This window comes from Campylobacter concisus, from assembly GCF_002913745.1.
GTDB classification, from domain to species: domain Bacteria; phylum Campylobacterota; class Campylobacteria; order Campylobacterales; family Campylobacteraceae; genus Campylobacter_A; species Campylobacter_A concisus_R.
Window position 1 is genome coordinate 1 of record NZ_PPCG01000021.1, and the last position, 22,655, is coordinate 22,655.

Consider the following 22,655-nt stretch of genomic DNA (forward strand, 5'->3'; position numbering starts at 1 on the left):
GATTTTGAACACCTAAAATTTTGGCAAAATTTAGCAGATTTTTATCGTAATCAGCCACATTTTTCTCATGCTCGCTTTGCGCCTTTTTAGCCCTATAAATGGCGTAAAACCCAATAGCTATAAATAAAAATGAAAGGGTAAAAACTTCGCTCAAAAACTCACTCATCATCATCCTTATAAAATGCAAACTTCAGTCTTAAGCTCTACTCCAAATTTCTCTAAAACTCTAGCCTTTGCCAAATTTATAAGGCTAGTGGCATCTTCAAAGCTTGCGTGGTTAAAATTTATCAAAAAATTCGCGTGCTCTTCGCTAAATTTCGCTCCGCCGATAGCGTATCCTTTTAGCCCGACCGCCTCAAGCAAAGCCCCTGCAAAGTGCCCCTCTGGATTTACAAAGCAGCTACCAAAGCTAGCTCCTTTTGGTTGATTTGCCCTTTTTGCGCTTATAGCTTCAGATATGCTTGCGTCAAAGCCACTATGAAGATCAAATTTAGCCCCCAAAATGGCCTCATCTATGCCGCTGTGGCGGTAGCTAAAGTTTATCTCCTCTTTGCTCACCCAGCCACGAGCCAGACGCACATGCGTGATGTTGTCGCTTATGCTAAATTTAAGCAGCCCAGCGTTCATTTTTATAAGTCCGCCAAGCGTGCCTGGGATATTTTTTAAAAACTCAAGGTGAGCTATGTTGTTTTGTTTGCAGAAGTTATAAATTTTGGCAGATTTTGTCGCAGCACCTATCTCAAGGTAAATTTTTTCATCACAAATTTCTAAATTTATATAGTCAAAGCTCTTGCTAAGCATCGCCATTTTTGGGGGATTTGGCGAGATAAGAAGGTTATTGCCCCCGCCTATCATCACAGCGCCTAAAAAGTGAGACGAGCCTAGATCATCAAGGCAATTAAGCTCAAAAACTTCATGCACGTCGCCTATCTTAACCGAGGTAAATTTAGAAAAGTCAACGAGCCTCGTCACTGGATAAATTCCGGTATAAAATCAAACATACGTGTAGTAAATTCAACCATCATAGAGATCATCCATGGCATCAAAAATATGATGACAACGACGACTAGCAAAATTTTTGGCACGAAGCTTAGCGTGGTTTCGTTTATCTGCGTGGTCGCTTGGAAAATGGAGATGATAAGACCAGCTATTAGTCCGCTTAGCAGCATCGGGAGGCTGATATAAAGGGCGATCTTAAAGGTTTCAACTCCAAGTGAGACAAGCGTGCTTTGCATCAACTAAACCTTACTTCGTTATATTCAGTTGGGATTAGGTAGTCGTTTACGTCGATTGGCTTTTCAAAAAAGCCTTTCTCGTAGCCTATTTGATAGAGCTTATTTAGCGCTTTTAACTGAGTTTCATTCATGCTTATAGACTCGTCATTTGCGTATAAATTTAGATATGTTTTTAGCTCATCTTTGCCAACTCTGATGAGATTTCGCTCCATTAGCATGTGAGACAAAAATGGCTTGTGCGAAGTGGCGATCCTAACGGCCTCGCTAAGTACTCTCTCGCACTCGATCGCATCAGTTATCGGTAAGCTTCGTCTAAGTGCCATGCCACCAAGTGGAAGTGGTAAATTTTCGCCGTTTAGTTCACTCCAGATATCCCAAATTTCACGCTCTACGCAGAGCTGGTCGGAGAAATTTAATATACTTTCATGTATGAGTACGCCAGCATCGACTTCGCCGCTAAGTACGGCATTTTCGATCTCAAGAAAATTTTTATAAACTATCCTCGCTTCTGGATAGGCGATACGAAAAAGCAAGGCATTTGTCGTGTTTTTGCCAGAGAGTGCGACCTTGAAATTTCGCTTTAGCTGCTTGCCTTTTAGCTTGATAAGCTTTGGGCCATAGCCATTGCCAAAGCTCACCGCACAGCGCAAAAGTGCAAATTCATCGCAGATTTTTGGATACAAAGCAAAGCTGATCGCCGTGGCTTCATATGTGCCTTTTAGCGCCTCTTCGTTTAGGGTCTCGATATCAAGCGCCTTTGATGTAAAGGCTAAATTTTTACTACTAACCCAGCCAAATTTGACTGCAGCATACATGAAAATATCGTCAGCGTCCGGCGAGTGAGCGACGTTTATAGTTTTTAGATTATGCAAAGATGATCCTTTTTTTGATTACACCATTTTAATGAAATTTATTTAAAATAAAGTTTTAAGGGCGGTTTTTAAACGATTTTACCAGCTTTGCCTCTTTAAAATTTAGCATGTATTTCACGTCCATAACGTCTTTAGCCCCTTTTCTTCGAGCTAGGAGCGTTGAGTAAAACGGATGCTTAAGTTCAAGCATCTTAATCAGTTTTTGATCACTATCTTCTTTTTTTATATTTTCAACGATTATTGTCGTTATAAAATTACCCTCAAACTCATAAAATGGCCATACTATTACGCCAGCATCGCTTGTTTTAAAGTCATTGATTTTAGATTTTTTAGGGATATTTAGCATGGAGATGATCTTTTTGTGAGGAATTTCTGCGTTTTGCACCGAGATCACCTTTACAAGCAGATCTTTTTTGACCCCAAGTCCATTTTGGCTAAAGCGATAAACTCCGTCTTCAAGGATGCCAACCTTTTCAAAGGCATTAGCGTAGTTTGTGGCGGTGCAAGCGGTCAGTAAAAGCGCTAGAAATATTAAAATTTTTATAAATTTCATCTTTTCTCTTAAAATTTCACTCTCTTTAGCCTATCTGAAGCGAAATTTTTCCTGCCAAATTTAGCCTCATCTTTGCCGTTTAGCTCGACTAGATCGCCTGTAAAGCCAAAAATGTCATTTTTAACAAGATAACTTCCCACGCCATAAGTATCAACCGGCGTGTTATGAGCTTCAAAATCTTCCATAATCTTAGGACTAAAACCTGAGCTAACAACGATTTTGACGTATTTAAAACCAGCTTTATCAAGCGCCTCTCTTAGAGCAAATATAAGCTCCTTGCAAACGCCATGTGGGTCAAATTTACTCGTATCTTTGCCTTCAAAATACCTATCTATCAAATTTTTACTAGTATCCACCCTAACTGCGCCAAGCCTCTCTTTTAGGGCATTTGCAGCCTTTAAAGCGTCTGTTATCACGTCGTTGTTGTAATCAACCAAGGCCGTGATCTGCTCGTTTTCAAAGGTTTTAGCGTAAATTTGGCAAGCCTTCACCACATCTCCGCCGCACATTTGAATGAGTGCGTGAGGCATGGTGCCACCACCTTTTAACCCTGTAAGCTCGCCCTGAGCGTCTGTGGCGACCTTTTTTATACCGCCGATAAACGAGGCATAGCCGTCGCCTGGCTGCGTGCATATGTCGTCTTGTCTGTCCGCCATACTAAAGACATCCTTGCCATTTGCTGCTTTTATCACGTCTCTGGAGTTTGTCGCTACGCAGCTTCTTCTAGTAAGCGTCGCGTCGATGACGTTTTCTAAAAAGCCGAAATTTTCATACTTGCCGCTTATCTTTAAAACTGGCTCGTTTGCGTTTATGATATCGCCATCATCAAGTGCGTAAATTTCAAGCTCGCTTGGGTTTTTGGCAAATTTATTGATGATAGCTAAAACCTCGTCTATGCCACAAAGCATGATATCATCACGCCTTTGAAAAAACTGCATCGTCACATGCTGATCAGGCAGATTTTGCTTAATTATCTCATTTACTTTTAGAAAGTATTTCGCCGTAAAATAGCCCTCACCGATCCTAGGATCTAGCCTAAAAGTCTTATCTGTTAGCCTCTCTATCTTGCCTTGTAACTTTAGCTCGAGTTCGTTCATGTCTATCCTTTTGTTTTTGCGAGATTATACCATTTTAAAAAAAGAGTAAAATTGTAAAAATATATTTTAAGAATGTATAAGAGTATATTTTATAAAATTCTGAAATTTTATTTTTAAAGGAAAAAGTATGAAAAAATTTTTGCTTTTAATGGCCGTAGTTTTTGCATTTGGCAATGAAAATTTGCTAGTTAGTGCAGGCGGTGGATATAAAAAGATAGTCGAAGCAGTCGCGCATAATCTTAAAAAAGATGGCGTAAATATTGACACCTCTTTTGCAAACATCACAGCGATCATGGCGCAGGCAAAAGAGGGCAAAACTGACGTGATCGTGGGCGATGAGGACTTTTTAAAAAAGTCTGATCTAAAGATCACTGAATATGTAAATTTAGGCTCTGGCGCCTTGGTGCTAGCTACCAAAAAGGGCGTAAAAATAAAAAAAATTGATGAGCTAAAAACGCTTTCAAAAATCGCTATGCCAGACGCGGCAAAGACTGTTTATGGCAAAAGAGCGAGTGAGTTTATGCAAAAAGCAAATTTAGAGGGCGAGCTAAAGGATAAAATTTTAGCAGTTGCAGGCGTGCCACAGGTCGTTACCTATATATTAAACGGCGAAGTTGATGCTGGCTTTATCAACCAAACTGAGCTAAATGCGCACAAGGATGAATTTGGTAGTTTTATCTTGATAGATAAGGCGCTTTATGCACCAGCAAACATCGTAGCTGCAAAGCTTGAAGGGTGTGAGAAAAAGGCTGATTGCGAGAAATTTATAAACGAGCTAAAAAGCGAGAGATCAAAAGAAATTTACGCTAAATTTGGCATAAGATAGGGCAAAATTTGCAAGAGCTTGCTTGGCTTTTTGATCCGCTATTTTTAAGCATAAAAGTCGTTTTGTGCCAAGGGCTTTTGCTCGCTATTTTTGGGCTAGCTCTTGCTTATTTTCTAGCTTTTAGCAACTCTAAATTTAGAGCAGTTGCCGAGATGATAGTCACCTTTCCGCTCATATTTCCGCCCATTGCGACGGGATTTTTACTGCTTTATCTGCTTGGCAAAAATGGCATCATCGGCAAGGCTTTAAATTTAGAGATTGTCTTTAGCTTTAAAGCCCTTGTTATAGCAGCTTTCATAGCCTCACTGCCACTTTTTGTAAAGCCCGTAGCCTCAGCGCTTAGCTCACTTTCAAAAAGCCTTAGTGAGGCGGCATACAGCCTTGGTAAAAATAAATTTCAAACAGCCGTTTTGGTGCTTTTCCCCAGCATCGCAAAAAGCGTGGCAGCAGCCTTTATCCTAGCGCTCTCGCGAGGGCTTGGCGAGGTTGGCATAACGCTCATTTTAGGCGGCAATATCATAGGCAAAACAGACACCATCTCACTTGCTATCTACAACGCAGTCTATGACGGCAGAAGCGATCAGGCACTCGCTTTAAGCCTTGTTTTAGTTGTGCTTAGTTTTATCTTATTTTTTATTATAAATTTGCTAGAAAAAAGTAGGATTTAAAAGAAGCAAAAGTGGCGAGAGGATGAGAGAATCGAACTCCCCACCAGACGGTCAACCGCCCAGTCATCGGGTTTGAAGCCCGTGAGCATCACCAGATTACTTTATCCTCCGTGCGCGTTATTTTAGCAGATTTAGATAAATTTTAGCCCATTTTCTATAAACTTTTTGAAATTACAAAAGGATTTATGATTTCTAAATTTAGCGTTTTTGCATTTTTGGTCTTATTTTTTTGCTCTTGCTCCTCAGTCCTCACCCCAGCAACAGCGCCACTAAATGTATATGACGCATACTCCATTTCTCGCGATAAACGCGGCATCTACTCGATCTCTCGTGATAAATTTATCCAAAGCAAGTTACAAAGCAAAATTTTGTTTTCAAAAGGGCTTAGTAACATCGACATCGAGATAGAGGTCTTTTATGGCGATGTCTATCTCATAGGACTTGTTGATAGCAAAGAGCTTGAAGGTAAGCTAGTTGAGCTTGCCAAAAACACAGACGGAGTGCGAAAAATTTACACCTATCTTAGAGTGAAAAAGAGCGAGTATCCGTGCGATAGTCTAAGCATACTTGCAAATTTAAAGCAAAATCTCTTCAAAGATAGTGTCGTTGAGGGCACAAATGTGCGTGTTAGCATCGTTGGCTGTGACGTTGTTTTTAGCGGTGTGGTAGATAGCATCGAGCAAGAAAAGCACGCCATTTGGTACGCTAAGCACATTGATGGCGTGGCTGATGTCTATTCATTCATCAAAGTTATCAAATAAATTTATACCTCGCGCTTTTTCACAAAGCTTGCTATTAAACTTGGCAAGATGATGAGTGCGCCAAGCAGCATAAATACCATAACAAGATCAGTTAGCAAGCCAAAATAAATAGTCGGTATAAAGTTGCTAGTTATCATCACGCTAAAGCCAAGAAAAATGGTAAATGAGGTGTAATACATCGCGTATCCTATGCTAGCGTGTGCAGCCTTGATGCTCTCAAAAACATCTTTTGTAAGCAGCTCCTCTTTGAAGCGGTGGATGTAGTGGATGATATCATCAACGCCGATACCTATACTAATGGCCGCTATCGTAATGCTCATCACATCAAGCGGTATGCCAAAAAATCCCATCACACCAAAGAGCGTGCAAAGCGGGATCAAATTTGAAACTATCGCGATGGTTGCAAGTTTAATACTTCTAAAAACAAAGCAAAATATAACAAAAAGTATCGCAACCGTTAGTCCAAATGTATCAACCTGTGAGCTAAGTAAATTTTGAAGCATGTTGTTATAAAGCACCATCATGCCGACAACTTCGATGCTTACGTTATCGTTTTTAGTTAGCTCTAAAAGCCCTTCTCTAAGCTCTTTTAGAAATAAATTTCGTCTAAGCTTTGGATCGCTATCAACGATCCTTAGGCTAAATCTAAGCTCGTCGTTTTCGACGCTTACATAAGGACTTAACAAGATATTTTTATACTCAAGTGGTAGCTTCTCATACATCGCAGCTAGCAAAAAATCATCACTAACGCCGTTATTTAACTCTTTTATCGCCTTTATAAGCGTTGCAAGCGAGCTTACGTTGCCTACAAAATTTTGCTCTTTTAGATAGTCGTGAATTTTCTCTGCAACTCTTGTGTGGTAGCTGTTAAACCAGTATTTCGCGCTCTTTGCGTCGTTTTCAAACTCGCTTTCAAAGTCATCTTTTTCATCAGTTTTTTCTTGTTTTGGCTCGCTCTCTTTAAATTTAACTATCACATCAACTGGGATCGTGCCGCCAAGCTTTGTGTCGATGACCTGCATGCCTTGGCGGATCTGCGTGCTCTCTTTAAAGTAGCCAATGAAGCTATTTTCAACCTTTATCTTACTGATGCCATAAACGCCAAAGCAGACGACCAAAACGCAAACTGCGTAGATGATCTTTCTTGAGTTTAGCGCTAAATTTGCGCAGTATTTTGTAAATTTAAAGCTGTTTTCAAATGTCCTAACAGGAGCAAGCTTCTTTAAATTTACATTTATCGCGCCAAATAGCAAAAATGCAAGCACAAGTGAAACGCTAATGCCAGCACTCATCATAATGCCAAGCATGATAACTGGCTTTATATCGGCACTCATGAGTGAGCTAAAGCCAATGACTGTCGTAAATATCGCCCAAAAAGATGGAGAAAATTTGTCACGAAGTGTCAGATAGATGAGCTGATTTTGGCTGTATTTTGGGTGCCTTGCGTAAAATTCTCTGTAGCTTACGACTAGGTGGATGACTGTTGAGATGGTGATGATGAGCTGAAGTGCGATGTAGTTTGAGCTAATGACCGTCACCTCCCAGCCAAACATACCAAAAATCCCGGTCGTAAAAATGGCACTTACCGCGCAGATAAACATCGGCAAGACGATCCATCTAACCTGTCTGAAAAATAGCCACAAACTAAAGCTAAGAAGCGCTAAAACGCTTAGCCCATAAACCAAAAGATCGCTCTTTATAAAGCCTATCATATCATCAGCGATCATGTTTGCGCCGCCTAAAAATAGCTCATCGTTTGCGTTAAATTTAGCGATGGCTGCCTTTATGGCTTCAAGGTTTTTGTGATCGCTCTTTCTAAGCTCATCTCGGTAGGCTTTAAACTCCGCTAAAAGCGCTTTAAATTTAAGCTTTTCAGCCTGCGTGATAGTGCCGTTTGACTCTTTTTGGCTAAGTAAATTTCGCTCATTTAAAAGCTCGTTAAATTTCTCATCTTGCTTTAAATTTAGCGCGATCGCTGTGGTTTTTAGATCTTTGCTTATCAAATTTCCGCTATAAATAGGACTTTTTGCAAACTCAATCTTTGCTTTTGAGATATTTATATCTTTATCGCTTAGCGTTGGAGTGTGATCTAGGATGCCTGTAACGCCGCCTTTCACGCTATTTAGAAGTGGCACGTTTAAGATAGAGATGACGCTGCTAACCATATCGTTTTTGGCTAGCTCGTCGCTTAAATTTTTAATAAGCTCTAAATTTTTAGGTGAAAAAAGATTATCTTTTGGGGTAAAAGCGACCACCAAAAGCCCTGGTGAGTCGTAGCGCTTTGCGATCTGCCTATAGGCTTTTAGATCTGGGTCATGCTCAAGCAGCAAGGTCTCAGCCGAAGCATCGATGCTAAGCTTTGTGCTAAGGTAGCCAAAAACTACGCTTAGAACTAGCACAAGCGAGATAACAAGCTTGTTTTTGGCAATGATAAATTTAAAAATTTGTCGCATTAAGGGTTGGTTTTATTTTGATCAGGTAAAACAGCTTCGTTTAGCTTTTGTAAAAGGGTATTGAAATCAGCGTTATTTAGCACATCACCAAACTGGCTTCTGTATGTTTGAATGATGCTTACACCAACAATATCAAGATCGTAAATGAGCCAGCCACGCTCTTTTGCATCGTAAAATTTATAGATAAATTCATAGTTTTTGCCGTCATTTAGAAGCTCTGATGTGAGCCAATATCTATTTTTTTGAGGCTCATTCTCTCCAGTGATGTGGATCTGTTGGTCTTTGTAGCCTAAAAGTTTGTCGATATATGAGCTTTTTAGCTTTTGCTCAAATGCTGCGTCAAATTTAGCTTGCTCATCGGCACTTAGGCTGTTGTAGCGTTTGCCAAGGCTGATCTTTGCCATTTGTTTGTAGTCAAATAGTGGATCAAGCAGAGCAAAAATCTCTTTTGTCTTTGCATTGTTATCTAAATTTGTATTTTTTAAAATTTCAATCACCTTTGTTGTCTTTGCCTCTATCTCAGGCTTTATCTGCTCTTTTGAGAGGGCAAAAAGGCTAGTTGCTAAAAGTAAAATCGCCGCTATAATTTTTAAAATTTTCATACTTACTCCTTGATAAGTTTATCGCGTCTTTGCTCGTAAGCATCGCGTAAAAATGGATATAGATCGATCGCATCTTTTCTTAGTTTTTCATAAGCAGTTGGATCTTGTGAAAAGCTATTAAACGCCCTATATGACTTTATGCCAGCCGATAAAAGCATAGGATCAACGTAACTAATAGGATCAGCAAAATAGTCGCCAACTAAGCCGCCAGTATCTCTTAAATTTGATGGTCCAAGCAAAGGCCAAACGATGTGAAAGCCGCTTCCTAGCCCCCAGTAGCCAAGGGTTTGTCCAAAGTCCTCGTTGTGAGCCTTTAGATCATAGTATTTTGCCCCGTCTGTTAGCCCTCCAAAGCCAATTATTGTATTTGCCAAAAAGCGCAATGTCTCCTCGCCAGCGTTTTGAAATTTAAACTGAAGCAAGTTATTTACAAAACGCACTGGAAAAAGAAGGTTGTCAAAGAAATTTGCAACCATCGTTCTAGCCGTAGCTGGCACGACATAAGCGTAGCCTTTTGCCACTGGAGTTAGCATATTTATGTAGATAAAGTCATTTACGTTTGTCATCACTCTGTTATAGCCACTAAGCGGGTCAAAAACATCTTTTTTTGCTTCAAATTCAACGTCAAAACCATCTTTTTCACTGTTTGCGTTCAGGTCAGCACTTGCACAGGCTAAAAGCAGGCTACAAAAGATAGCGAGCAAAAATTTCATCATAAAACCTTAAAATTTATTTATAAAAAACAGCTTGATTTTATCCTCTTGAAACTTTACAAGAAATTAAAGAAAATTTGTAATTTTAAGCTTGTGAATTAATATAATTAGATATACTTTGCAAATTATTATTATATATTTAGAGGTTAAAAATTTGAAAGCAGATATAAATTTAGAGCTATTTCTAGGCGAAGATACGCAGGTTTTAGCAAAGCATATAGCGCTACTTAAGGCGATAAAAGAGACAAAAAGCATCACAAAAGCGGCTGAGGTTGTCGGCATATCATATAAAAACGCTTGGGACTGCTTAGATACGATAAATAACAAAAGCAGCAAGCCTCTCATCATAAGAGCTGATGGCAACAAGAAAAATAGCGGCTCAGAGCTTAGCCCATACGCCAAAAAACTGATAAAAATTTACGACGCCATCCTTGAGACGCAAAAGGACTTTTTACAAAAAATTTGCCAAAAGGTTGATTTTGAAGATGTTGATATCATAAATTTACAAAGAATGAGTATGAATTTAAGTGCGAGAAACCAGCTCTCATGCGAGATAGTTAGCATAAATAGAGGCGCTGTAAATTCTGAAATCATCGCAAAGCTAAGCAATGGCAACACGCTTGAAGCGACTATAACAGTTGAGAGCGAGAAAAATTTAGGCCTAAAAGTGGGTCAAAAAGTTGTTTTTATATTTAAAGCACCAGCAGTCATCCTTGCAAAAGATCTTGATATAAAAATAAGCACTAAAAATCAGCTAAAAGGTGAGGTCATCGAGGCAAAGATAGGCGTTGTAAATGCTGAGGTCACGCTAAAACTAAGTGATGAGCAAACTTTAACTGCTATCATCACAAAAGATAGCGCAATGGATATGCAAATAGGCGTTGGTGACACGCTTTTAGCAATAGTAAAATCATCTCAAATCATAATAGGAGTATAAATGAAAAAGGTTTTTAAATTTCTATGTGTGGCAGCTCTACTTGCCATAAACGCACTTGGCGCAGAGGTAAATGTCTATGCCGCAGCAAACACGACTTACGCGTTTCCTGAGCTTATAAAAGAGTTTAACAAGCTTCACCCAGACGCCAAGATCAACCTAACTCTTGGCGCAAGCGGCGGTCTTGTTACGCAGATACAAAATTCAGCTCCAGCTGATATCTTCATGGCTGCTGATATGGGCTTTGCGCAAAAGGCCTATGACACAGGCTTTGCAGTTGCTGCACCAAAAGTTTATGCGCAAGGCGCTGTAGCGATCTTTTCTATAAGAAACGTGGATTTTAAAAAGGGCATCGAAGTGGTTCGCGGCTTAAAAGCGATCTCGGTAGCAAACCCAGAGACCGCACCTTACGGCAAGGCTAGTATCGAGGCTCTTAAAAATGCAAAACTTTATGACGAAGTAGAGAAAAACATCGTCTATGCTCAAAAAATTTCTGAGACACTTTCTCAAGCACTAAGTGCTTCAGATGTTGGTTTTATCGCCGCTAGTGCATTGTTTGACAAAAAAATGGAAAAATACAAAGAGGGCACTAACTACATCTTCGTGCCTCAAGAGCTCTACACTCCGATCGATCAAGGCATCGTACTCTTAAAACATGCTGATGGTAACGCTGATGCGAAGGCATTTTATGAGTTTATCTTGGGCGAAAAGGCAAAAGAAATTTTCAAGAAATTTGGCTACAACGTCCCAGCTAAATGATAAGAGCAAAGATCGTTCAAATTTCATCCAAAGATGGCGTCAGCTTTTTTGAGCTTGAGTGCTTAAATTTAGGGACAAATTTATATATGCTAGCCTTAAACGAGGCTAGCAAATTTGCCCTAAATGATGAGGTGAGCTTAAATTTCAAAAGCTCAGATGTCGTCCTATCAAAGCCTAGACTTGAGGCTAGTTCGCTTGAAAATGAGCTAAAATGCGAGGTCGCTAGCGTAACTCGCGGTGAAATTTTAAGCATCATTAGCCTAAAGCGTGAGCAGCTTTGCTTTGAGGCTATCATCTCAGATCACGCTCTAAAAGGGCTAAATTTAGCGGTAGGCGAGCAGGTATTTGCCTACGTTAAATCAACAAGTATCCACATAAGCGCTTAAAAATGATAGAAATTTCATGCAAAAAAGAGCTAAATGGCGGTGGCGGTAAATTTATGCTTGAGGCTGAGCTTGCCTTTGAAAGTGGCGAGTTTGTCGCACTTTATGGAGCAAGTGGCGGAGGTAAAACGACGATTTTAAGGCTCATCGCTGGCTTTGAAGCCCCACAAAGTGGCGTGATAAAGGTTGGAGATAAGATATTTTTTGACGAAAAGACAAATTTAGCCCCGCAAAAGCGAAATATCGGCTTTTTGTTTCAAGACTACGCCCTTTTTGAAAATATGAATGTCTTTAAAAATTTACTCTTTGCAAATAATGATGAAAATTTAGCAAACAAACTACTTGAAATTTGCGAGCTAAAGAGCCTAAAAAGCGCCAAGATAGGCGAACTTTCAGGCGGTCAAAAACAGCGCGTGGCACTTGCTCGTGCGGTGATGAGAAAGCCAGAAATTTTACTGCTTGATGAGCCACTAAGTGCCCTAGATAACGCCATGCGCGAGAAGCTGCAGGATTATTTACTAGCACTTCACGATGAATTTAAGATGAGCGTTATTTTAGTAAGTCACGACATAGCTGAAATTTACAAGCTTTGCAGCAAGGTTTTCGTCCTTGAAAATGGCAAAATTTCAAGATCTGGCAGTGCGAGCGAGATATTTTTAAAAAGTGCAGGATCGCAGAAATTTGCATTTAACGCTAAGGTTTTGGAGATCAAAAAGCGTGACGCCATTTTTGTAGCAAGCGTGCTCATAAACCGCCAAATTTGTGAGGTCGTGCTAAGTAGCGCAGAAGCTAGTGGGCTAAGAGCTGGCGACACGGCCATAGTTAGCACAAAAGCCTTTGGCGTAAATTTGGTAAAAGCATGATGAGCGAGCTAGCAAATATTGATTACGAGCCGTTTCGGCTCTCGCTAAAACTCTCTTTTATCACGACATTTATACTATTTTTCTTCTGTGTAGCGCTGGCTTACTTTATGTCGCAAAAGAAATTCTTTGGCAAGGCATTTTTAGAGTCCATCATCTCGCTGCCTTTGGTGCTACCGCCAAGCGTTCTTGGCTTTTATCTGCTCATTTTTCTCTCGCCCTACTCTGCCTTTGGCAAATTTATCGAAGAGCTCTTTGGCGTGAGGCTAGTTTTTAACTTCACAGGCCTTGTTGTGGCAAGCTGCATCTACTCGCTGCCATTTATGTTTGGACCCATTTACGCTGGGTTAAATAGCCTAAAAAAGAGCCTTTTTGAGGCGAGCTACAGTCTTGGAAAAAGCAAGCTTACGACCATTTTTAGGGTCATCTTGCCAAGCATCAGATCAAATTTACTAACCGCGATCGTTGTTAGTTTTGCTCATACGATGGGCGAATTTGGCGTGGTTTTGATGATAGGTGGCAGCGTGGCTGGTGAGAGCAAGGTCGCTAGTATCGCGATATTTGAGGCGGTTGAGATGCTTGACTATACCAAAGCTCACATCTACGCTCTTTTGATGCTAATAATCAGCTTTTTCGTCCTTTTTATCGTCTATTTTTTAAATTCAAAAAAAGCTTAAAGATATATAATAGATAAAATTTTTAAAGGACAAAACATGATAAAAGTGCCTACAAGCATCTATCTAAGGACTTTGGACGGCAAAGAATTTGACTTTTCTGCCTTTGCAAGGACCCACGACTGCGTGGTTTTTATCTATCCAAAGATAGGTGAGGACTTCGAGCTTTTAAGCGAGCAGCTACAAAAAACTGCGGGCATGAAGGGTTGCACCAAGCAAGCGATAAACTACAAAAAACTTCTTAAAGAATTTAACGATCTTGGCTTTATGGTAGTAGCTATTGGCTCCCAAGATATCGCGGCTCAAAAGAAATTTGAAGAAGAGACCGCAACTGGCGTGATGTTTTTAAATGATAGCGAGTTTATGCTAGAGCGCGCGCTTGAATTGCCTGTATTTGCAGCTTCAAATGGGCATAAATTTTACTTTCGTCAAACACTTATCATAAAAGGTGGCAATATAAGGCGCGCATATATCGTTGATGAGCCTGAAAACGACGCTAAAAATATGCTGGAGAAGATAAAAAACGAAGACTATTAAGGATAGAAGATGGACAAAAATAGCAAGATCGAAAAGTCTTATGACGAGCTAACTTACAAATCAGCAGCATTTGCGCAGTCATCGCCCTATAAACTAGAGGCTTGCGCCACACTTCTTGGCATCAATCCACCGCCTTGCAAAAACGCAAAAGTTTTGGAGATAGGGTGCAGTTTTGGTGGAAATTTGATCCCATTTGCCGTAAATAATGAGAACGCAAGAGTAGTTGGCATCGACCTTAGTGGCGAGCAAATAAGGCGTGGCAAAGAGATCGTAAAAGAGATAGGACTGCAAAATTTAGAGCTAATTCACGGCGATATCTGCGAGTTTAAAAGTGATGAGAAATTTGACTACATCATCGCTCACGGCGTCTTTAGCTGGGTACCTGACTTTGTAAAAGATGCTATTTTAAGGGTCGTAAGAGAAAATTTAAGCCAAAACGGCGTGGCGTTTATCTCTTACAATGTCTATCCCGGCTGGAAGATAAAAGATGTAGTGCGTGATCTTATGTTGCTTGCTGCAAAAGATAAAGATAGCACTGAAGAGCGGCTAAAAGCTGCTAAAGAGGCACTTTTAGTATATAAAGAGGTCTTACTAACAAAGCTTGGTGCAAACTATGAAGATAAAATACCTGTAAAGCTGCTACTTTATTGGATAGACATAGTGTTTGAAAAAGATGATTTTTATATAGCACATGAGTTTTTAGAAGAGATAAACGATCCATTTTACTTTAAAGACTTTAACGCCATGCTAGCTAAAAACGATCTTGCCTATCTTTGCGAATATGGACTTGAAGACCTTTTTGTGCCAGATCTTGGCATAGAGCATGTAGATAATTACAAAGATAGCAAATTTAAAGATAGGATCGATCTAGAGCAGTTTTTAGATATAGTTAGCAACAAGGTCTTTAGGCAAAGTCTCATCGTGCATGCTAAAGCTTACGAAAGCGTGGCTAATAAGCAAATAGGACCAAGCGATGTAAATAAAATTCACGTCGTGGCCGACTTTATAAAAAAAGATGATGGCTGGCATGATAAATTTTCTCTTATGCCTCAAGATATCTCTTGGCTTTGTGAGGTATTTTACGGGATGTATCCAGCAAGTATAAATCTCTCTCAAATTTTAGAGATTTTGCCAGAAGATAAGCTCATGGTTTATAGCGCTTTTGTAAGACTTTTAACTAACTCAGCAAGCGCAATGATCGTAAAAGATGAGCTAAAAGATATAGAATACGCTCCAAATCACTCAAGGCTAAAGGCAAATTTAACTGGTTATATAAAGTATTTTTTAAACCACAAAGATAACGCCGACATCATCTTTGCAAACAAATTTGGTTTCTCAGAGCAGCTTAGTACGCTTGATTACTATATATTTTTGCTACTTGATGGTAAAAATACTTTAGAAGAAATAGCTGCTAAGAGTTTAAAATTTGTAAAAGAAAACAGCATAAAAATATCTGATAAAAATGGCAAAGAGCTTAAAAATGACAAACTAGTAGATCACTTAAAGGGCTACATCGTAGGCACAGCAAAGATAGCTAGCATGCTCTATCTGCTTGAGGAAATTTAAAATGAAAAGAATTCTTGCTCTTATATTTTGTATATTTCTAGCAGGTTGTGCTAGCAAGCCAAGCGTGAAAAATCTAAATCTTAAAAGCAGCCTAAACTACGGCGGCGAAGAGCTTGAAAAGATACTTGAGCAAGATGATGCAGTGGCGTTTAGCAGCAACTTGCGTGAGGGAGTTTTTATCTACATAAGTAACGCCAAAGTCGCAAACTATCTTGGCGTAGTAAGAGCTGAGAGACACGCTAAATTTAACGTAAAAGATCTAGGCAAAAACGATTTTTTAATAAAAAGCGTAAATGATCTAACGCAAAGCTTTGATGCCAGTTTAGAGCGAGTTAGAGAGCTAAAATGTGGCACTTTAGTGATCAGACTAAAAGATAAATTTCAAGATTTAGAAGCGGCAGATAAATTTTTAGAGCAAAACGAGAGCGCATTTTTAAAGATGAGTGGTGAGATAAGGTGCAAGTAGCCTTATCTACCCTGCTCTATCAGCCTAAAAACTTCATCTTCTAAGCTCAAAGTATTTTTACCAAAAGCTACGTAAAATGGGCTTTTTAGATCCGCTAGCTTGTAGCTTGGCTCGCATCTGTCACTAGCGTTTAAGACCTTGCCACCACTAAATTTCACTACCGCCTCGCCTGCGGCATTGTCCCAAAGATAGCTTGGACTAAATCTCACATATATCCCGCCAAGCTCGGCTAAACGGCAAAATTTAATGGCAGATCCGATGCATTTTTGCTCTAAATTTAAACTATCTCTTACAAGTTCAACCTTCTTCGTCTCGCCTCTTCTGCTTGAAAAGATGAAGTTATTTAAGCTTTTAGCTTTTTCATTTAGATCTTGCCTTTCTACGACCTCATCATTTGCGCCTAAAATTTCTTTAAAAGCGCCGTTTTCATCAGCGTAAAAAAGCTCTTTGCTAACCGGGATAAAAATGACGCCAAGCACCGGTCTAGCCTCTTTTATAAGCGCTATGCAAACGCAAAATTCGCCATTTCTAGCTATAAATTCTTTCGTACCATCAAGGGGATCAACTAGCCAAAACTCATCTTTATCACTCTCTTGCAAGATGCTCTCTTCAGAGCAAATTTTTATTCCACTTTTGCTTAGCTCTTTTAGTATCACCTCATTTGCCGCTAGATCAGCGCTAGTTAGCGGCGAGCTGTCATCTTTTAGGCAGACTTTAAGCGCCTGGCTATTAGATGAGTAAAATTTCATTATCTCACCCCCAGCGCTGATGGCTGCCTTGATGGCTAAATTTAAAAGCTCGCTCATTTTGGTGTTCTGTTTGTCTCTCCAACGTAGAGCTGTCTTGGACGGACGATCTTTATAGTGTCTTGCTCTTTTAGCTCGATCCACTGACTGATCCAGCCTGGCGTCCTGCCGATCACGAAGATAACGGCAAACATATTATTTGGTATGCCAAGCGCTTTTAGGATGAGCCCTGAGTGAAAATCAACATTTGGATATAAATTTCTACTTACAAAGTAGTCGTCATTTAGCGCGATCTCTTCGATGCGGTTGGCGATCTTGATAAGCTCTGAGTTAATGCCGATCTCATCCATCAGCTGATCTCTCATCTTTTTAAGCACCTTTGCGCGCGGGTCAAAGTTTTTATAGACCCTGTGACCAAAACCCATTAGCCTAAATGGATCGTTCTTATCCTTTGCTCTAGCGATGTATTTATCGACGTTTGCGACCGAGCCGATCTCTTCAAGCTGACGGATGACGCCCTCGTTTGCTCCGCCATGAGCCCAGCCCCAAAGTGCGCCGATGCCTGCACTTATACATGCGTATGGGTGCGCGTGCGTAGAGCCAACTGTCCTAACAGTCGTAGTCGAGGCATTTTGCTCGTGGTCTGCGTGGAGCATAAAGACCGTGTCAAGCGCCTTTATCTCGATAGGCTTAAGATCGACGTGCTCGTATGGATAACCCCTCATCATGTAGAGGAAATTTTCAGTAAAGCCACGATCTAAATTTGGATATATAATAGGAAGACCGCGTGAGTAGCGGTAGCTAAAGGCCGCTATCGTTGGGATTTTAGCGATTATCCTCATAGCCATCTCGTGATACTCTTCAGGCTTGTCCATATTTAGGTGGTCTGAGTAAAAGGCACTTAGTGCAGAGACTGCCGCTTGCAAGATCGCCATAGGGTGCGCCTTGTCTGGAAATGCATCAAAAAGCTTCATCATTCCCTCGTGTATGAAGCTCCTTTTTTTGAGCTCATCTTTAAAACCCTTGTATTGCTCGCTCGTTGGTAGCTCTTTGTTTAAAAGCAGGTAGGCAACGTCTAAAAATGTCTTATTTTCAGCCAGATAGGCGATGTCGTAGCCCCTATACATTAGCTCGCCCTTTAGGCCATCGATGTAGGTTATGGCTGAGCGGCACATCGCAGTTGAGGTGTAGCCCCTGTCAAAAGTAAACATCCCAGTGTCACTAAAGAAGGTCGATATGTCGATGACATCTGGCCCCATCGTGCCTTTTAGGATAGGAAATTCATAGCTTTTTCCAGTTCGGTTATCGATTAGTGTGGCTGTATTTGATGACATTTTTACTCCTTGCTTTTTGATTGCATTAAAATTTTGATGATTATAGCTCCTATTATAGCTTGTGCGAGGCTTGCTAGGATGAAAGATGAGTAAGAATAGTCACTTATCTCGCCTGATTTGTGTGCGATAGTAGCAACTGCGATCAAAAGAGTGAGTGGCATAGACTGCGAAATGGCAAATAAAAATATCCCTCTAAAGCCAAGCTTACCCAAAAAGAGCAAACTAGATACAACCCTCGTGCCAAGCATCGCTAAAAATATAAAAACAGCATCCTTTATCACTTCGCTAGATCCTAGGTTGGAAAGCTTAAAAGTAGAGCCTATGTGGATGAAAAATATCGGCACCAAAAAGCCAAATCCAAAGCTTGAAAGCTTGTGCGGCAAGTCCTTTTTGTGATCAAAAAATGTCGTGATAAACATACCTGCGATAAACGCACCAAAGGCAACCTCTAAATTTAAATATAGCATCAAAGCTATCATCGTGAAAAATACCGCGATGCAAAGCCTGATGTCCTTCTCGTCCTTGTCATAGTGTGGCATAAGCACCACTTTAAGCCCCGGATACCACCAAAAAAGCACGTCCAAAATTTTAAAGCTAAGCACGCTGATAACCAAAAATAGGATCAAATAGCCAATCGTTAGCCATAAATTTATGCTCGCTCCAAACTGCAAGTAAGCAGCGGTAAATGTTAGAAGCGTGATGCTTAAAAGCTCGCCGATAGTTGCTATTAGCATGCTTAAATTTAGCCACTCTTGCTGCTTGCCGTACTCCTTAAATAGCGTAAATATCATACCAACGGCCATTATCGGGATGATGATGATGTAAAGCAGGCTAAGCTCAAACCCCAGCGTCAAAGCCGTGGCTAGAGCGTAGACGAGCGTTAGATAGATGAGCCCAAGGCGCAAAATTTTACGGTCGATGTTGATGAGCATCCTAAGATCGATCTCCATGCCAGCTAGAAACATTAAAAAGAAAAAGCCAACTTCACTGATGAGCTTAAACATCTCGTTTTCTCCGACAACTCCGATGTAGCCGGCAACCGCTCCAAGTAGTATCTCAGCAGGTGCGACTGGTATGCGTAAAATTTTAGAAATATAAGGCGAAGCAAAGACGATAAATGCCAAAACGACAAGGATGCTAAGCTCGCTTGCTTGGTGTAACTGCAAAAAGATCCTTAAAATAAAAATGCCTGATTGTATAAAAAGCTTTGTTATTTTTTGATTAAGCTAAGCGAAATTTGGGCAAAATGGCGGCTATTTTTAGAAATTTGGAGTGAAATTTTATGCGTAAATTTAGCCTTTTTGTTTTGCTGTTTTTTGGTCTCTTTTCTTTGGCAGATGAGCTAAGCTTGGTTGAGAGTTTTAGGTTTGATGGGAGCACATTTTATAAAAAGCAAGTGGTTAAAAATGAGAGCTTTTACTTTTTAAAAAACGAAAACATGGACGAGCACTTTGCCTCGTTTAGAGTAAAGTTTAACAAAGATGTCAAGACAAAAAGTGAGCTAGAGGAGCTAAAAAAGGCTCTTAAGCAAGATAAAAATGTGCTTTATAGCGAAGAAAATGATCAAATTTTAGCTCTTATAAAAGATGAAACTAAGAGCAAAAATATAGAAATAATCCACTTTTTGCTTAAAAAAGATGGAGTCTTGATACTTTCATATGAGAGAATTTACGATCCAAAAACCTTGGCAGATGCGCTCAAACCAGTGCTTTTAAGCGAAGCTAGAAATTTTATGCTGCAGATGCCAAAGATAGAAGCTAGGTAGAGAGGTGCATGTGGCAAAGCACTGCATGGAGTTTGTTTTTAGAAAATTCTGACAAATTTTAAAATTTCATGAGCGAGTAATTTCGGCTCTAAAATTTGAGCTAAGCAATAAGCGAAGCCAAATTTTAGTAGTCAATTCTTGCGAGTGAATGAAGTTTTAAAATTTACAAAAAGATTTTTAGAAATTTAATGTTTCGTTTTTATCCAAAAGGGAGACAAGGGGACTTGAATTACGAAGCCGTCCACTTATCTCCCTTTAGATCCCACAATCCCCTCGCACGTTCAAAGTGCATGCGATAGCGCTTTGCGCCGCATGTGGTTAAGAAAATCTAGCAAAATTTAAGCTCTACTAAATTTGCAAGCTCTCACAAATTCTTACCAAGCAAAATGCCAAGATAGCTTGCGATCAGGCAAAGGATAATGTTTAAAAATATATTTAAAAAGCCTTTTACGAGTTCGCCTTCTAGTAAAAATTTAACGCTATCAAGGCTAAAGCTTGAAAATGTGGTAAAGCCACCAAGTATGCCAACGGCTAAGAAAACCCTCACGCTTTGGCTTAAATTTAAGCAAAATAAAATGCCGATAATGAAGCTGCCAAGCACATTTACGCCAAGTGTGGTTAGCGGAAAGTGGCTAAATTTTAGCAGCTCTCCAGCTAAAAACCTACATCCAGCTCCGATAAAGCCCCCAAGCCCGGCAAAAAGCAAATTGACAAGCATTAGTGGCAGATACTTGCAAAGCTAAAACCGCGCTTTGTAAGCTCCTCGATGTCCTTGCTCGCCTTCTCGCCCTTTGCGGTGAGGTAGTCGCCTATCACGATAGCGTCTGCGCCATTTTCGAAGATCTCGTACTGCCTCTCGCCCAATATCTTCTCCCTGCCGCCAGCTATCATGACCCTAGTTTCTGGCAGCGCGCTTTTGGTTTCGCGCACGATTTTTAGGGCTTCATCTGCGCTAAGAGGCGGCAGATCAAGCCTTAGTGCGTCACTTTTTATGAAAAAATTTATAGGCGACGAAAACGGCTCAAGCTCTTTTAGGCTAGCTCTAAAGCTCACCCTATCAGCCTCGCTCTCGCCAACGCCGTAAATGCCGCCAGTGCAAAGCATGAGCCCAGCCTTTTTTGCGTCTAAATTTGTCTGATATCTCTCGTCCCAAGAATGCGTTGTGCAGATTTTGGGGAAATATTCGCGGCTAGTTTCTAGGTTGTGGTTGTAGCTAAAAACGCCAGCATTTTTGAGTTCACAAAGCTGCTCGTAAGTTGCCATACCGTTACATGCGATGAGCATCAAATTTGGTACTTCTTTATGCACAGCTCTTGCTAAAGAAGCGATGTAGTCGGTCTTTTTGTCATTTAGTCTAGCGCCACTTGTGACTAAACAAAAGCCAAGGGCGTGGTTTTTATAAGCCATTTTGGCCTCGTCCACCACCTGCTGCACGCTTTTTTCTTTAAATTTTGTGATATCAGCGCCAGCTTTGGCACTTTGCGTGCAATAGGCGCAGTCCTCAGCGCAGTTTCCCTGAGTGATGGAGCATATCGCACAAAGCATAATCGTTTTCATTTTTTATCCTTTTTTGGGGAGCATTATAGCTTTGGTAGGTTTAAAATTTAAGTAGAGTGGTTTGTTATTTTGCAAAAACTATACTAAATTTTAAAATTTCATGAACGAGTAATTTCGGCTCTGATTTTAGTGGCAAGCCTTGCGAGACCTAAAATCAGTAGTCAATTCTTGCGAGTGATGGAATTTTAAAAATTTGTAAGAATAGCTTGATTAAATTTGTAAATTTCTTTTTATCAAAAGGGAGACAAGGGGACTTAAATTACGAAGTCCGTCCTCTTATCCCCCTTTTTAAATCCCCCAAACCCCTCGCACGTTAGAGGGGCATGCAATAGTGCTAACGCACTGCATGCGACTTAAAAAGCTCTGAAAAATTTTAAAATTTCATGAACGAGTAATTTCGGCTCTAAAATTTGAGCTAAGCTGTGAGCGAAGCCAAATTTTAGTAGTCAATTCTTGCGAGTGAATGCAATTTTAAAATTTGCCTAAAACTATCAAATTTACTGCAAGTCTGGCAAAAATTTAATTTTACAGCATCATCTTTTCTTATAAATTTCCGCTCTCTCTTTTAAAAGCCCTGTTTTTAAATTTGGCAAAGCGCTAAGCTCGTCAAAAAGTCCAAAAAGTGCGTGCTGTGGTGGCAGGCTGAGGTGAGTGAGGAATTTTAGAGATAAAATAGGCGAGTAGTCCTTGCTTTTTAGCCTAGCCACCAAGATCACAAGGCTGGTTAGCCCAGGCATCTGGCGCAAAAACTCTAAGCTTTCGATGTGGATAAATTTAGGCGAAAGTCCGTCTCCGCTGATCTCTAGGCTCTTTAAATTTTGCAAATTTGAAAGCGCAGAGTAGTCACTTATCTTTTGAAAATTCTCCACCGCAAGGCTTTCAAGTCCAGTAAGTGTCGCAACCGGTGCGATGCTTTTTACGCTGGCTCCAGAGCCTACAAAAAGGCTCTTTAGACTAGAAAGATTTGCCAGCGCATCAAGGCTCTCATACGAGCCCCATTTGATGTGAAGGCTCTTTAAATTTCTTTGGCAGCACACCGCATCAAAGAGCTCTTGAGGCATTTTGGTGCAAAAGTTAAGCTCATCAAATGCCTCTTGCTCGCTTCTTAAAAAGTCGCACCACTCATCAAGCACCGCTCTTTTTTGCTTGGCGGTTTTATACTGCGGCGTGAAGCTATCCCCTAGCTGCGTGCAGTTTATCACAAGGCTCTTTTGCCCTTTATACTGGCTAACTTCTATGATGGTGTCAGGCATTTAAAGTCCAAATTTATAAGCCAAATTTAGGCTCAGGGGCT

The 22,655-nt window shown here is 40.3% G+C and carries 26 protein-coding genes and 1 tRNA gene; 12 read left to right on the forward strand and 15 right to left on the reverse strand.

The annotated features are described in order from the left end of the window. Window positions 1–174 precede the first annotated feature (174 nt). The 5 genes from CYO90_RS02425 to CYO90_RS02445 are packed head-to-tail and all read right to left on the reverse strand — an operon-like array spanning window position 175 to window position 3,757. On the reverse strand, window positions 175–972 hold the full coding sequence (locus CYO90_RS02425) for a UDP-N-acetylmuramate dehydrogenase (RefSeq protein ID WP_103578316.1): 798 nt from the start codon (window positions 970–972) through the stop codon (window positions 175–177). Beyond that, window positions 969–1,238 carry a flagellar biosynthesis protein FliQ gene (fliQ, locus tag CYO90_RS02430; RefSeq protein WP_223155459.1) on the reverse strand — a complete coding sequence of 90 codons (270 nt, stop codon included), beginning with the start codon at window positions 1,236–1,238 and terminating at the stop codon, window positions 969–971. The genes CYO90_RS02425 and fliQ overlap by 4 nt, the downstream gene beginning before the upstream one ends. After that, a complete protein-coding gene (locus CYO90_RS02435) occupies window positions 1,235–2,107 on the reverse strand; it encodes a menaquinone biosynthesis family protein (protein ID WP_103578317.1) in 873 nt (290 codons plus the stop codon). Before CYO90_RS02435 ends, fliQ begins: the two co-directional genes overlap by 4 nt. Before the next feature lie 55 nt (window positions 2,108–2,162). Next, the gene (locus tag CYO90_RS02440) at window positions 2,163–2,660 is read right to left on the reverse strand and encodes a chemotaxis protein (RefSeq protein WP_103578318.1); all 498 of its coding nucleotides are present in this window, start codon (window positions 2,658–2,660) and stop codon (window positions 2,163–2,165) included. 8 nt (window positions 2,661–2,668) lie between these two features. After that, entirely contained in the window at window positions 2,669–3,757 is a 1,089-nt protein-coding gene (locus tag CYO90_RS02445) for a nicotinate phosphoribosyltransferase (protein ID WP_103578319.1), read from the reverse strand. Window positions 3,758–3,884: 127 nt separating this feature from the next. Here CYO90_RS02445 and modA (CYO90_RS02450) point away from each other — a divergent pair, with 127 nt between their 5' ends. Next, window positions 3,885–4,583: a molybdate ABC transporter substrate-binding protein gene (modA, locus tag CYO90_RS02450; RefSeq protein WP_103578320.1), complete on the forward strand. Its 699-nt coding sequence runs from the start codon at window positions 3,885–3,887 to the stop codon at window positions 4,581–4,583. Between the two features lie 8 nt (window positions 4,584–4,591). Further along, entirely contained in the window at window positions 4,592–5,251 is a 660-nt protein-coding gene (locus CYO90_RS02455; RefSeq protein WP_103578321.1) for a molybdate ABC transporter permease subunit, read from the forward strand. A 12-nt stretch (window positions 5,252–5,263) separates the two neighbouring features. Here the strand turns inward: CYO90_RS02455 and CYO90_RS10165 are convergent. Further along, window positions 5,264–5,361, reverse strand: a tRNA-Sec gene (locus CYO90_RS10165). Window positions 5,362–5,436: 75 nt separating this feature from the next. Here CYO90_RS10165 and CYO90_RS02460 point away from each other — a divergent pair. Then, on the forward strand, window positions 5,437–6,012 hold the full coding sequence (locus CYO90_RS02460; RefSeq protein WP_103578322.1) for a BON domain-containing protein: 576 nt from the start codon (window positions 5,437–5,439) through the stop codon (window positions 6,010–6,012). Between the two features lie 2 nt (window positions 6,013–6,014). Here the strand turns inward: CYO90_RS02460 and CYO90_RS02465 are convergent, their stop codons facing one another. Genes CYO90_RS02465 through CYO90_RS02475 form a run of 3 tightly spaced genes read right to left on the reverse strand, consistent with a single transcriptional unit; the run spans window position 6,015 to window position 9,780 of the window. After that, window positions 6,015–8,465 carry an efflux RND transporter permease subunit gene (locus CYO90_RS02465; protein ID WP_103578323.1) on the reverse strand — a complete coding sequence of 817 codons (2,451 nt, stop codon included), beginning with the start codon at window positions 8,463–8,465 and terminating at the stop codon, window positions 6,015–6,017. Further along, window positions 8,465–9,067, reverse strand: a complete 603-nt coding sequence (locus CYO90_RS02470) for an ABC transporter substrate-binding protein (RefSeq protein WP_103578324.1) — start codon at window positions 9,065–9,067, stop codon at window positions 8,465–8,467. Before CYO90_RS02470 ends, CYO90_RS02465 begins: the two co-directional genes overlap by 1 nt. 2 nt (window positions 9,068–9,069) lie before the next feature. Further along, window positions 9,070–9,780: an MlaA family lipoprotein gene (locus CYO90_RS02475; RefSeq protein ID WP_103578325.1), complete on the reverse strand. Its 711-nt coding sequence runs from the start codon at window positions 9,778–9,780 to the stop codon at window positions 9,070–9,072. Between the two features lie 154 nt (window positions 9,781–9,934). On the opposite strand from CYO90_RS02475, the gene CYO90_RS02480 reads away from it, so the two are divergent. From CYO90_RS02480 to CYO90_RS02515, 8 genes are read left to right on the forward strand one after another with little or no spacing between them, the layout of a single operon-like run. Continuing rightward, entirely contained in the window at window positions 9,935–10,717 is a 783-nt protein-coding gene (locus tag CYO90_RS02480; RefSeq protein ID WP_103578326.1) for a TOBE domain-containing protein, read from the forward strand. Continuing rightward, entirely contained in the window at window positions 10,718–11,473 is a 756-nt protein-coding gene (modA, locus tag CYO90_RS02485) for a molybdate ABC transporter substrate-binding protein (RefSeq protein WP_103578327.1), read from the forward strand. It begins immediately after the preceding gene. After that, window positions 11,470–11,859, forward strand: a complete 390-nt coding sequence (locus tag CYO90_RS02490; protein WP_103578328.1) for a TOBE domain-containing protein — start codon at window positions 11,470–11,472, stop codon at window positions 11,857–11,859. The genes modA (CYO90_RS02485) and CYO90_RS02490 overlap by 4 nt, the downstream gene beginning before the upstream one ends. A 2-nt stretch (window positions 11,860–11,861) precedes the next feature. Then, window positions 11,862–12,719, forward strand: coding sequence for a sulfate/molybdate ABC transporter ATP-binding protein (locus CYO90_RS02495; RefSeq protein WP_103578329.1), 858 nt, complete (start codon window positions 11,862–11,864; stop codon window positions 12,717–12,719). Beyond that, a complete protein-coding gene (gene modB / locus CYO90_RS02500) occupies window positions 12,719–13,393 on the forward strand; it encodes a molybdate ABC transporter permease subunit (RefSeq protein ID WP_103578367.1) in 675 nt (224 codons plus the stop codon). The genes CYO90_RS02495 and modB overlap by 1 nt, the downstream gene beginning before the upstream one ends. A gap of 36 nt (window positions 13,394–13,429) precedes the next feature. After that, a complete protein-coding gene (locus tag CYO90_RS02505) occupies window positions 13,430–13,927 on the forward strand; it encodes a redoxin family protein (protein WP_021084665.1) in 498 nt (165 codons plus the stop codon). A gap of 9 nt (window positions 13,928–13,936) precedes the next feature. Continuing rightward, complete coding sequence (locus CYO90_RS02510) at window positions 13,937–15,493, forward strand: class I SAM-dependent methyltransferase (RefSeq protein ID WP_103578330.1); 1,557 nt, start codon at window positions 13,937–13,939, stop codon at window positions 15,491–15,493. Window position 15,494: 1 nt separating this feature from the next. Further along, complete coding sequence (locus CYO90_RS02515) at window positions 15,495–15,959, forward strand: damage-inducible protein (RefSeq protein ID WP_103578331.1); 465 nt, start codon at window positions 15,495–15,497, stop codon at window positions 15,957–15,959. 2 nt (window positions 15,960–15,961) lie between these two features. On the opposite strand, the gene CYO90_RS02520 is transcribed toward CYO90_RS02515, so the two are convergent. The 3 genes from CYO90_RS02520 to CYO90_RS02530 are packed head-to-tail and all read right to left on the reverse strand — an operon-like array spanning window position 15,962 to window position 19,205. Next, the gene (locus CYO90_RS02520) at window positions 15,962–16,765 is read right to left on the reverse strand and encodes a 3'(2'),5'-bisphosphate nucleotidase CysQ family protein (RefSeq protein WP_103578332.1); all 804 of its coding nucleotides are present in this window, start codon (window positions 16,763–16,765) and stop codon (window positions 15,962–15,964) included. Continuing rightward, on the reverse strand, window positions 16,762–18,039 hold the full coding sequence (locus CYO90_RS02525; RefSeq protein WP_103578333.1) for a citrate synthase: 1,278 nt from the start codon (window positions 18,037–18,039) through the stop codon (window positions 16,762–16,764). The genes CYO90_RS02520 and CYO90_RS02525 overlap by 4 nt, the downstream gene beginning before the upstream one ends. Window positions 18,040–18,041: 2 nt before the next feature. After that, window positions 18,042–19,205, reverse strand: a complete 1,164-nt coding sequence (locus CYO90_RS02530; protein ID WP_103578334.1) for a cation:proton antiporter — start codon at window positions 19,203–19,205, stop codon at window positions 18,042–18,044. A gap of 116 nt (window positions 19,206–19,321) precedes the next feature. Here CYO90_RS02530 and CYO90_RS02535 point away from each other — a divergent pair, with 116 nt between their 5' ends. Then, entirely contained in the window at window positions 19,322–19,804 is a 483-nt protein-coding gene (locus CYO90_RS02535; RefSeq protein ID WP_103578335.1) for a hypothetical protein, read from the forward strand. Between the two features lie 364 nt (window positions 19,805–20,168). Here CYO90_RS02535 and crcB read toward each other — a convergent pair whose 3' ends face one another. From crcB to CYO90_RS02550, 3 genes are all read right to left on the reverse strand, one after another. Continuing rightward, a complete protein-coding gene (crcB, locus tag CYO90_RS02540; protein ID WP_103578336.1) occupies window positions 20,169–20,522 on the reverse strand; it encodes a fluoride efflux transporter CrcB in 354 nt (117 codons plus the stop codon). Then, window positions 20,522–21,361, reverse strand: a complete 840-nt coding sequence (locus CYO90_RS02545; RefSeq protein ID WP_103578337.1) for a biotin synthase — start codon at window positions 21,359–21,361, stop codon at window positions 20,522–20,524. Before CYO90_RS02545 ends, crcB begins: the two co-directional genes overlap by 1 nt. A gap of 533 nt (window positions 21,362–21,894) precedes the next feature. Continuing rightward, window positions 21,895–22,614 (reverse strand): hypothetical protein, encoded by a 720-nt coding sequence (locus CYO90_RS02550; RefSeq protein ID WP_103578338.1) that lies wholly within the window; start codon window positions 22,612–22,614, stop codon window positions 21,895–21,897. Between the last annotated feature and the right edge of the window lie 41 nt (window positions 22,615–22,655).